Origin of the sequence: Desemzia sp. FAM 23989, from assembly GCF_045528345.1 — a bacterium.
In the GTDB taxonomy this organism is placed as follows: Bacteria; Bacillota; Bacilli; order Lactobacillales; family Carnobacteriaceae; genus Desemzia.
Window position 1 is genome coordinate 109,852 of sequence record NZ_JBGQQT010000001.1, and the last position, 11,721, is coordinate 121,572.

8 protein-coding genes are annotated in these 11,721 nt (G+C 36.5%); 6 read left to right on the top strand and 2 right to left on the bottom strand.

Features of this window, described 5'->3' with window-relative positions; translation table 11 throughout:
• Positions 1-173 precede the first annotated feature (173 nt).
• The 5 genes from ACEN36_RS00490 to ACEN36_RS00510 all read left to right on the top strand — a co-directional run bounded on the left by ACEN36_RS00490 (position 174) and on the right by ACEN36_RS00510 (position 8,052).
• Complete coding sequence (locus ACEN36_RS00490; protein WP_407095774.1) at positions 174-2,303, top strand: DNA topoisomerase 3; 2,130 nt, start codon at positions 174-176, stop codon at positions 2,301-2,303.
• A gap of 199 nt (positions 2,304-2,502) precedes the next feature.
• Entirely contained in the window at positions 2,503-3,537 is a 1,035-nt protein-coding gene (locus ACEN36_RS00495) for a M42 family metallopeptidase (protein WP_407125750.1), read from the top strand.
• Positions 3,538-3,574: 37 nt separating this feature from the next.
• Positions 3,575-4,699, top strand: a complete 1,125-nt coding sequence (locus ACEN36_RS00500; RefSeq protein ID WP_407095776.1) for an AI-2E family transporter — start codon at positions 3,575-3,577, stop codon at positions 4,697-4,699.
• A 113-nt stretch (positions 4,700-4,812) separates the two neighbouring features.
• Complete coding sequence (locus ACEN36_RS00505; protein WP_407125751.1) at positions 4,813-6,180, top strand: FAD-dependent oxidoreductase; 1,368 nt, start codon at positions 4,813-4,815, stop codon at positions 6,178-6,180.
• Positions 6,181-6,468: 288 nt separating this feature from the next.
• Positions 6,469-8,052, top strand: coding sequence for a peptide chain release factor 3 (locus ACEN36_RS00510; RefSeq protein WP_407125752.1), 1,584 nt, complete (start codon positions 6,469-6,471; stop codon positions 8,050-8,052).
• 410 nt (positions 8,053-8,462) lie between these two features.
• Here the strand turns inward: ACEN36_RS00510 and ACEN36_RS00515 are convergent, their stop codons facing one another.
• Together ACEN36_RS00515 and ACEN36_RS00520 are read right to left on the bottom strand one after the other, a co-directional pair.
• Positions 8,463-8,738: a DUF1827 family protein gene (locus tag ACEN36_RS00515; RefSeq protein WP_407125753.1), complete on the bottom strand. Its 276-nt coding sequence runs from the start codon at positions 8,736-8,738 to the stop codon at positions 8,463-8,465.
• A 163-nt stretch (positions 8,739-8,901) separates the two neighbouring features.
• Positions 8,902-11,139 (bottom strand): AAA family ATPase, encoded by a 2,238-nt coding sequence (locus ACEN36_RS00520; RefSeq protein WP_407125754.1) that lies wholly within the window; start codon positions 11,137-11,139, stop codon positions 8,902-8,904.
• Between the two features lie 229 nt (positions 11,140-11,368).
• On the opposite strand from ACEN36_RS00520, the gene ACEN36_RS00525 reads away from it, so the two are divergent.
• Positions 11,369-11,554, top strand: a complete 186-nt coding sequence (locus ACEN36_RS00525) for a hypothetical protein (protein ID WP_407095557.1) — start codon at positions 11,369-11,371, stop codon at positions 11,552-11,554.
• Positions 11,555-11,721 lie beyond the last annotated feature (167 nt).

The following is an 11,721-nucleotide window of genomic DNA, read 5'->3' on the forward strand; positions in this document are numbered from 1 at the left end:
CAATTTTTTTGAAAAAAGGGATATTCATTTTAAATGTCGATAGAATTTACAAAAATAAAGTAAAAAAAGTGTACTATATACTTAGAAAAGAATTTTCAAGTTGGTAAAGTGAAGTCTAAAAAAATGAAGGAAAAATCATTTATTAAAATAGAGAATTAAGGAATGTGAAAAGTATGAAACGTGTTATTTTAGCAGAGAAACCTTCACAAGCACAAGCCTATGCTGAGTCATTTGGCAAATACTCCAAAAAAGACGGCTATATCGTGTTGCACTCATCCACTGATATTATCACATGGGGATTTGGGCATCTGGTGGAATTGGCTGCTCCTGATGAATACAAAGAAAAATGGAAAAAATGGGATATGAGAGAATTGCCTATCATCCCAGAACAATTTAAATTCAAAGTAGGCCGAGGAAAAACCAAGCAATTTCAAGTAGTAAAAAAGTTATTAAAAGACGCTGACCAAATTGTTATAGCAACCGATAGCGATCGAGAAGGGGAAAATATTGCGAGATCAATTATCCATCAAGCAAAAGTGGAGAATAAAGAAATCAAGCGATTATGGATTAATTCTTTGGAAGCAGATGAAATCCAAAAAGGGTTTAATGCTCTAAGAGAAGGGAGAGACTTTTATTCTGCTTATATTGAAGCACAAACTAGACAAATCAGCGACTGGTTAGTGGGCATTAATTTATCTCGCCTGTATACGTTATCGCTACAGAAAAAAGGTATTAACGAAGGGGTATTTAGTGTAGGACGTGTTCAAACACCAACCTTGTATATGATTTATAATCGTCAAAAAGAAATTGACACGTTTGTTCCTCAACCTTTTTATGAATTACACGCTATGGTAACTGCTGAAAATGGAACCTTTAAAGCCAAATATACTAAAAAATTTCAAACAAAAAAAGAATTGCAAGAATTGATACAAATGCATCTATTACTAGCTAATAATCCAGGTACGATCACGGATATAAAAACAAAAAGAATCTCACAGCCGTCGCCATATTTATTTTCTTTAAGCGACTTGCAGAGTCTTGTCAATAAGAAATATAAAGTGAGCCCTTCAGATACGTTAAAACATGTACAGTCACTTTATGAGGCTAAATTACTGAGTTATCCGCGAAGTGATTGCCGGTATATTACAGATTCAGAGTTCTATTATCTGCTTGACAGATTGGAAGGCTATCAAAGTGTACTAAACTACGCTATTGATCAGCCTAATAAAAGCAAACGCAAGCGTTATGTTGATGGATCGAAAGTACAAGAACACTATGCCATTATTCCCACAAAAAAAGTACCGACACAAAAAGAATTAACGAAACTTTCTTCTATTCAAAAAGAAATTTACTTTACGGTGTTGAAACGAACAGTAGCCATGTTCGAAACAGATTATCAATATGATGAAACCGTTGTTACTGTAGATATTAAGGGAGTGCCTTTTATCAGTAAAGGGAAAACGGTACTGGATAAAGGCTGGCGAAGACTGGAATTTTCGATGAGCCAGAAAACAGAGAAGGAAGAGAATACAGAGCTGCCTTTGCTGAGAGAAAAAGAATCTGTTGATACTGAATTAAAAACAACAGAAGGATTTACATCTCCGCCAAAAGCATACACAGAGGGAACTTTGATCACAGCAATGAAGACGTGTGGCAAAGAGTTGGAAAATGAAGAAGAAAAAGAAATTTTAAAAGCGACTGAAGGAATAGGCACAGAGGCGACAAGGGCGAACGTCCTTGAAACACTAAAAAAACAAACCTACATTGATATTCAAAAAAATAATGTGACGATCACTCCAAAAGGGGTCATACTCTGTCAAGCAGTGGAAAACACCTTACTAAGCAGCCCTGAGATGACAGCTAAGTGGGAAACCTATTTAAAGAAAATAAAGAAAGAAGAAGGTACGCAACAAGCTTTCTTGACGAATATCCAAAAATTTATTCATCATACCATCGTTTCAAGTGCTGAAGTGATGGAAAGCAGTGACTGGTCTGACCAGATAAGCGCTTCGACCTCTGCAAAAAAAGAAGTTGGAATATGCCCTGTATGCGGGAAATCGATAATGGATAAAGGAAAATTTTATGGTTGTCAGGGATACAGTAACGGTTGTTCATTTACCTTGCCGAAACGTTTTATAGGAAAAACGTTGTCTGAAGCTACCATCAAAAAGCTGCTGTCTCAGAGAGAGTCTGCACTATTAAAAGGATTTAAGAAAAAAAATGGACAACTATTTTCAGCTGCTCTGATACTAAATGAAGAGTATAAGTTGACATTTAAACCGTACGAAAAAGCGGATAAATAAGTAAGCAACTTGTAAGGAAACCCTTCAACGGCAAATGTTGAAGGGTTTTTGCTATCGTTTTTAAAAAGGGGTTATGGAAAATGATCAGAACTGATTTTGCGAAAGAAAAGAAATTTGAAAACAAAAACCTGCCTTTCATTCTCAAACTCTTTAGCTTATACTAAAATTATAAAAAATTACATAGAATGGAGTTAAATAAATGTCTGAAAAAACAATTGATGTCGTTAAAAAACTAACTACGATTCCTTCTCCAACAGGCAATACATACGAAATCATTGCGTCAATCCAATCTACCTTGGTAAAAGCAGGGTATCAACCGACTATTAATCGAAAAGGGAGTTTAATTGTTACCGTAGAGGGCGAAACCAAGGAACAAGAACGCTTCATCACTGCTCATGTAGATACATTAGGAGCGATGGTCCGCGCCATCAAACCAGATGGCCGTTTGAAAATCGATTTGATTGGTGGATTTCGATTCAATGCTATTGAAGGAGAATACTGCACTATTCATACTGCGAATGATACTACTTACTCTGGCACAATCCTGATGCACCAAACGAGCGTTCATGTGTATAAAGATGCCGGAGAAGCAGAAAGGAACCAAGACAACATCGAAGTTAGAATAGACGAAAAAATCACAAACGCTGAAGAAACTAAAGCTCTTGGAATTTCAGTCGGAGACTTTATCAGCTTCGATGCTCGTACCGAAATTACAGAAACAGGTTTTATCAAGTCGCGTCACTTAGATGACAAAGTGAGCGTAGCAATCTTGATCCAATTCTTGAAGAAATTAAAGACAGACAATAGAAAATTGCCGTATACGACGCATTTTTTTATCTCGAACAATGAAGAAATCGGATATGGCGGCAACTCCAATATTTCAGATAAAGTAGTGGAGTATTTAGCAGTTGATATGGGAGCTATGGGCGATGACCAACAAACAGATGAATATTCTGTTTCCATTTGTGTGAAAGATGCGAGTGGTCCATATCACTATGAATTTAGAAAAAACTTGACTAACTTGTGTGAAAAAAATCAAATCCCGTACCAATTAGATATTTATCCTTATTATGGAAGCGATGCTTCAGCAGCTATGAAAGCAGGAGCCGACGTACGACATGCCTTGATCGGAGCTGGAATTGATGCTAGCCACGCCTATGAAAGAACGCATAATGACTCGATAGTTGCCACCGAACAATTAGTGGAAAAGTACCTGTTCTCAAAAATGAATTAAAAAATTTATGACCCTTCGCGAAAGAGGAATGCAAAATATGAATAAAATGAAAGATTCTAAGTTGATGTTCTGGACAGTGTGGCTATTGGTAGTCGTCACCATTATTTTTATTATGACAAAAATCGACTTCCTATTTTTCCCCGTCACAACATTTATAGCTACACTGTTTATGCCGATTCTAACTGCTGGATTTCTGTATTACCTGCTGACTCCGATTGTATCTTTACTGGAAAAAATCAATATCAAAAGAAAAATCGCTACTCCTATCGTACTCTTGGTTTTTATTAGCATTGTAATCATTTTGGTTTTGACATTGATTCCAGCCATTCTGACACAAATCGGGCAATTACTGGAGAACTTGCCAAAAGTAGTCAATAATTTAGAAATGCAATTAGCCAAATTAGAAGAGCAAGAGTGGTTTAAGGAAATTGATGTTACTGAAATCGTGGATTCTTTTGGATTGACGATAAGAAGTGTTTCGAATTTCTTGATCACAAATGTCACCACAAGTTTGGGCTCTCTAGTCGGTATCGTAACCAATGCAGCGATTTTTATTGTTACCGTACCGATTATGTTATTTTATATGTTCCGTGATGGCAGTAAATTGCCCCAAGCCATCTCTCGGTTTTTACCTTTTGAGTACCGGACAGAAATGATTGGTTTAATGGGACAGATGAACAATACCATTTCTTCTTATATTAGTGGACAAGCTTTAGTGTGTTTATTCATTGGTATCTTTACTTATTTAGGGTATTTACTCGTTGGGCAGCCTTATGCATTGCTGTTAGGACTGATTGCCGGCGTAACGAATATCATTCCTTATCTTGGACCATTTATCGGTGCTGCTCCAGCCGTTGTCTTGGCTCTGACCATCTCACCTGTTCAAGCTTTGAAAGTAGCTCTAGTAGTATTGGTCATTCAACAAATTGAAAGCAATCTGGTTTCACCTAATATCATAGGGAAATCCTTAGATATCCATCCACTGACCATCATCGTATTGTTATTGGTGGCAGGAAATCTATCAGGTGTGCTGGGAATGATCATAGCTGTTCCGACTTATGCAGTGACCAAAACTATTATTAGCTATCTTCACAATATGTACAAGCTTAGAAAAGAATACAAATATCGAAATTTGAAAAAAAATACACGAACTTCTGAATAAAGCATTGACAAGTTTGTGAAAGATGTAGTATTCTGTGACCTGTGAATAAGAACAACTTTTATTCATCAAATACCGAAATTAGACCAAGATGAGGTCCATCAGGAGGATTCACAATGAAAGTAATAGTAGTAGGTTGTACGCATGCTGGAACATCAGCTGTAAAAACAATTCTAAATGACAACCCAAATGTAGAAGTAACTGTTTTTGAACGTAATGACAATGTGTCATTCTTATCTTGTGGAATTGCCCTTTATGTAGGTGGGGTTGTGAAAGATCCAGCAGGGTTGTTTTACTCAAATCCTGAAGAATTAGCTTCAATGGGTGCATCAGTACACATGGAGCATAATGTTACAAAAATTGATACTGCAGCTAAAAAAGTAGTTGTAGAAAACATCAAAACTGGAGAAGTTTTTGAAGAATCTTACGACAAACTAGTTAATACGACAGGTTCATGGCCAATCGTTCCTCCAATCTCTGGAATCGATTCTAAAAATATCTTATTGTGCAAAAACTACAATCAAGCCAACGAAATCATTCGCCAAGCTAAAGACAAACAAAAAGTTGTTATTGTTGGTGGAGGATATATTGGTATTGAATTAGTTGAAGCATTTGCTGAATCTGGTAAAGATGTTACTTTGATTGATGGATTAGACAGAATCTTAAATAAATATTTAGATGCAGAACTTACAGATGTATTAGAACACGACTTGCAAGAGCGTGGCATTAAATTAGCTCTAAACCAAACAGTAAATGGTTTCGAAGCTAACGAGAATGGTGAAGTAAGTAAAGTGGTTACTTCTGGCGGTTCATTTGATACTGAAATGGTTATCATGTGTGTTGGATTCCGTCCAAACAATGAACTATTGAAAGGTCAAGTAGACATGTTGCCAAATGGCGCTATCTTAGTTGACGAATACATGAGAACAAGCAACGAAGATGTTTACGCTGCTGGAGACAGTTGTGCAGTACACTACAATCCAAACGGCGGATATGCTTACATTCCGTTAGCTACAAATGCTGTTCGTATGGGTACGTTAGTTGGTAAAAACATTATTGAACCAACTGTTAAATACCGTGGGACTCAATCCACTTCTGGATTGTACTTGTTTGGTTTCAATATTGGTTCTACAGGTGTGAACGTGAACAGTGCTTCTCACTTTGGATTAGACGTACGTTCAGTCGTAGTGGAAGATTTCTACCGTCCTGAATTTATGCCGACAAACGAAAAACTATTGATGAAATTAGTGTACGAAGTAGGAACAAACCGTATCGTGGGTGGACAAGTAATGTCTAAATACGATATCACTCAATCTGCTAATACATTGTCTTTAGCTATTCAAAACAAAATGACTATTGAAGACTTGGCTTACGTTGATTTCTTCTTCCAACCAGTATTCGATCGTCCTTGGAACTACTTGAACTTACTTGCACAAGCTGCAGTAGAACAAGAAAGAAAAATCAAAGTAGAAGCAACCGTATAAAAATAGACCAAGATGAAAAAGGCTGGGATTTTTCCCAGCCTTTTTTGTATTTGTTTGATTAAAAGAGATCCGCTGCGCATAAAACGACATTTGTCTCGCCCTTAGTTTCAAGTTATGATATAATACATTAGTTGTAGTTGAAATTTAACTAAAAAGCACGCAGCAAATGATAGGTTATTGATGATAAGATGTATAAATATCATTGGTAAGTTGAACTTATCACGAGCAACCGTGTTCGTTTATTCATATAAAAAATATAGATTATACTAAAAAAAGAGGGATTTAAAAATGAAACAAACGTTAAAAGAGGAAGTGTCATCCCGGAGAACTTTTGCCATTATTTCCCATCCGGATGCTGGTAAAACAACCATTACGGAACAATTGTTGCTTTTTGGGGGAGCGATTCGTCAAGCTGGGACAGTAAAAGGGAAAAAAACCGGAAAATTTGCAAAATCTGACTGGATGGAAATTGAAAAGCAACGTGGAATCTCTGTTACCAGTTCAGTTATGCAGTTTGATTACCAAGACAAACGCATCAATATCTTGGACACACCAGGACATGAGGATTTCTCAGAAGACACGTATCGAACGTTGATGGCTGTAGATAGTGCAGTTATGGTGATCGATAGTGCCAAAGGGATCGAGCCGCAAACGAAGAAATTATTCAAAGTTTGTCGTATGCGAGGGATTCCAATTTTCACCTTTATCAATAAATTAGACCGTGATGGAAGAGAGCCATTGGATCTGATTGATGAGTTGGAAGAAGTGTTAGAGATCGATGCTTACCCTATGAACTGGCCGATTGGTATGGGTAAAGGGCTGCTTGGTTTATATGATTTATACAATAATCGTGTAGAAGTTCATCGTCCTGAAGTAAATGGAGTGAACGGCGAAGCATACGCTCCATTGGACGAAGATGGCGAAATCATTGGAGAACATCCATTGAAGCAATATTCTTTATACAATCAAGCGTTAGAAGATGCGCAATTATTAAGTGAAGCAGGAAATGTATTTTCAAGAGAAAAAATACAAGCTGGAGAATTGACACCTGTATTTTTTGGTTCTGCTTTAACAAACTTTGGAGTTCAAACGTTCTTAGATACTTATTTAGAATTCGCTCCAGGACCATCTGCTCATGAAACAAAAGAAGATGAAAAAGTTGACCCAGCTTATGAAAAATTTTCAGGTTTTATTTTCAAGATTCAAGCGAACATGAATCCTGCTCACCGTGACCGAATCGCGTTTGTGCGTATTTGTTCAGGGAAATTTGAACGGGGAATGGACGTAACGCTTGCTAGAACGGCTAAGAAAATGAGATTGTCCAATTCCACTCAATTTATGGCTGAAACACGTGAGACAGTGGAACATGCAGTTGCTGGAGACATTATTGGTCTATACGATACCGGTAACTTCCAAATTGGAGATACCATTTATGAAAACAACTTAAATGTGGAATTTGAAAATCTTCCACAATTTACGCCTGAGTTGTTTATGAAAGTTTCCGCTAAAAATGTCATGAAACAAAAATCTTTCCACAAAGGTGTGCAACAATTGGTTCAAGAAGGAGCCATCCAGTTGTACAAAACGTATCATACAGAAGACTACATTATTGGCGCTGTAGGTCAGTTGCAATTTGAAGTATTCCAACACAGAATGTTACACGAATACAATTCAGAAATCATTATGACGCCAATGGGAACTAAGATTGCACGTTGGATCGATGAAAAAGACTTAGATGAAAATATGTCTTCTAGTCGGAATATCTTAGCGAAAGACCGTTTCGACAATCCGTTGTTCTTATTCGAAAATGAATTTGCTATGCGCTGGTTTGCAGACAAATATCCAGACGTGGAATTAAAAAGCTTACTGTAAAAAGCAATGAATTATCCTTGCTTAGTATAAAAAAACGTCTCATTTCATTCCTGTATCAGGATTGAAAGAGACGTTTTTGTTTGGTGAGGAATAAATTCGACAAAATCAATGAAGTCGTTTCAATTTGATACGTAAGCAATAGAATTTTCATGCAGTTTGAAACAGCAGAATAAACTTTTTTTCTCTCTGACTGTTTTAAACTGCATGTTGGAGGGTCCTGTATCAAAATGTTATTGAACTTCCAGTTTTTTGAAAAGCTGATCGGAAATACCTCTAGAGTAGTTTTTTGCTTAATGGTTGTCTTAAGTATTACATCAGTAGTAAAGATCAACAAGAGGGGCTTGCTGAATCGGCATATAAAACAACCCGGAAACCGAATAAGTTTTCCAGGCTGCTTATTATGAATCAGTTTAAACTTTAATAGATAGTTCAACAAGATGAGGAGCAGGAAAGATTTCAACGTCCTCGGGATTCACTTCTAAAATATTCTCAATTGCAAAATGAATCTCGGAATTTTTTATATTCCGGTTTTTATTTTGAAGAATCACATCTTGATGTGTTGGTGCTCCAGAAAAAATGACCGTGGTGGAACCTAATGAAAAAACTTTTATAAAAACGGCATCTGTATTTTCCAGCTGATTATTCACTAAATGAGAATGACTATTGGTTACATCGATTAATTTCACGTTCTCCACCTCAATTTTTAAAGAATTTAAATTTATATAATTTTATTATAAACCTCAGAAAAGCGTTTTACAAAAGATTATTGCCTAAAAAAAGAAAAAACCTTCAAAAGCTAGGCGTTACGCGCTACCTTTTGAAGGTTACACATGAAAAGAGGGGCTTAAATTAGTCTTCTGCTTCTTCAGAAGATGAATCCTTCACTGCTTCTACAGCTGTGTGGTTATCTTTAGCTTGTATAGTGATTTCTCCATCATCAGTTGTGGTACTGATTAATTCTTTGACGTTTGGATGATCTAGATAAAAATCAGCGATACGGTCTTCAATTTGTTCTTGGATTACTCTGCGTAAAGGACGAGCGCCTAGTTTAGCATCAAAACCTAAATCAACGAGTTTTTCTTTGACTTGTTGATCCACATCAAGTGTAATGTGTTGGTCTTGAAGCATATTGTTGACGTCATGGATCATAATGTCTACGATTTGCAGCAGATTTTCTTTAGTTAAAGAATTGAATTCGATAATACCGTCAAAACGGTTGATGAATTCTGGTTTAAAGTAGTCGGTCAAGTGGTTTAAGACAGAACTGCGGTTAGATTGGTTGGTTGCAGAAAATCCTACACTAGCTTCAATCTCCCCTTGTCCTACATTACTTGTCATAATAATGATCGTATCTTTAAAACTGACAGTTCTCCCTTGAGCATCTGTTAGGCGTCCATCATCTAGAATTTGCAAGAACATATGCAATACATCAGGATGAGCTTTTTCAATTTCGTCTAATAGTAAAATACTGTACGGGTTGCGACGAACTTTTTCCGTCAGTTGTCCAGCTTCGTCATAACCGACATAGCCTGGAGGAGAACCGATCAATTTAGACACACTATGTTTTTCCATGTATTCACTCATGTCAAAACGCACATAGGCCTCTTTATTTCCAAACAATTCAAAAGCTAGTTGCTTAGCCAATTCTGTTTTACCCACACCCGTAGGTCCAACGAAAAGGAATGAACCGATCGGGCGTCCTTTTTTATTAAATCCAACACGATTTCTGCGAATAGCTTTAGCAATTTTTTCAATCGCAGCATCTTGTCCAATAACGTGTTTCTTCAAATCTTTATCTAAATTACGCAATTGAGTCTGCTCTTTTTCTTTTAAATCGCCAACAGGAATGTTGGTTTTCATTTCAATGATATTGATCATATCTTGTTCTGTGATCACTGGTTTATCGGAATCGAGTTGTTGTTGATCTCTCATAGCCGCGTATTTAGCTGCTTGATCGCGATAAAAAGCTGCTTTTTCATAATCTTCGTTTTGCAAAGCCGCTTGTTTTTCTTGAGCAGCTTCAGCGATTTTATCTTCAATAATGTGCGGGTCAACTGTTTGAATCGTTAAGTTTTTCTTTGAACCTGCTTCATCAAGAAGGTCGATAGCTTTGTCCGGCAAGAAACGATCTTGAATGTAACGATCAGATAAATTAACAGCAGTACGAATAGACTCATCTGAATAGTTTACTTGATGATAATCTTCGTATTTCTTTTGAATTCCTTTTAAAATACTGAAGGTTTCTTCTACAGTAGGCTCATCTACCCGTACAGGTTGTAAACGACGTTCAAGAGCACCATCTTTTTCAATAGAACGATATTCTCGCAAGGTAGTAGCACCAACTAATTGCAGTTCGCCACGAGCAAGAGCAGGTTTTAAGATGTTCCCTGCGTCCATGCTGCCGTCAGCACTTCCAGCACCAACAATCTCATGAATCTCGTCAATAAATAGAATGACTTGATTATTTTGTTTCAATTCATTCATTAATTGTTGCATACGTTCTTCAAATTGACCACGGATACCCGTACCTTGTACTAAGGAAGCTACATCTAAGCGGATCACTTCTTTATTCATTAATTTTTGCGGTACGTCTCCATCCACGATTTTTTGAGCCAAACCTTCTACCACGGCAGTTTTACCTACACCTGGGTCACCGATTAAAACTGGGTTGTTCTTTGTACGGCGATTTAAAATTTCCAGAACACGTTCAATTTCTTGATCTCTGCCAATAACGGGGTCGATTGCACCGGATTTTGCGAGATCAGTTAAATTAGTACCGTATTCACCTAAAATTCCAGATTTTCTTCTAGTAGGAGGTTGATTGCCGCCACCAGAACCATTCTGAGTAGGAGGGACATTTGAATTTGAATAATTTTTTGTTCCGCCTTGCATAGAACGGAATAAATCATCTAGGTTTCCAAAACCAAAAGGATTTTGTGGGGGCCTATTGTTTCCCATTCCTCTAGCTTGTGCATTTTTTAATTCTTGATAACAATTTTGACAAAGATCTAGTTGACCTTTTTGACCATTCATGCTTGTATACAAATGAATCGTTGCTTCGTTTTGATTACAATTTTGACATAACATATCGTTACACAACCTTTCAAAGATTGATTTATAGGTCAAATTAGAATTTGACTATATCTGACCTTTATGGATTTATTATACACTGACCAATACTGACTTTCAAGTATTTTCTATTAAAAAGATTTCTCTAACCATAGGCAATCTACATTCTACCGACAGGATACATCTATTTTCTATTTTAATAAAGTGATACACTATAGAGAGAACTAAATTTTTGTGAGGTGATTACATGACAATGGAAGAAATGAATGCTCAATTAAATGCATTAGTTTCTGAGGAACAAAGTGAATTGGCTGTTTCTAAAGAAAATTTCATGGTATTTCTTGAGGTATGGAATAAGCATCCAGAAAAAAGCCGTATTGTAGGGAAAGCAGAATTAGGTGGGAATGTCATTTATCATTACGAAAAAGACTAAAATAATTAAATTTCTGATTAAATAATGAGTTGAATGTAAAAATAGTTGTGAAAAGAATAAAAAAATGGTAATCTATCTTGTGAAAGGGTTATTTTTGGTCGTTGAAATTACTGGTTTCAGTAAAAAAACAGCTGAATCTGACTCTCATAAAAAAATACTCGAAATAA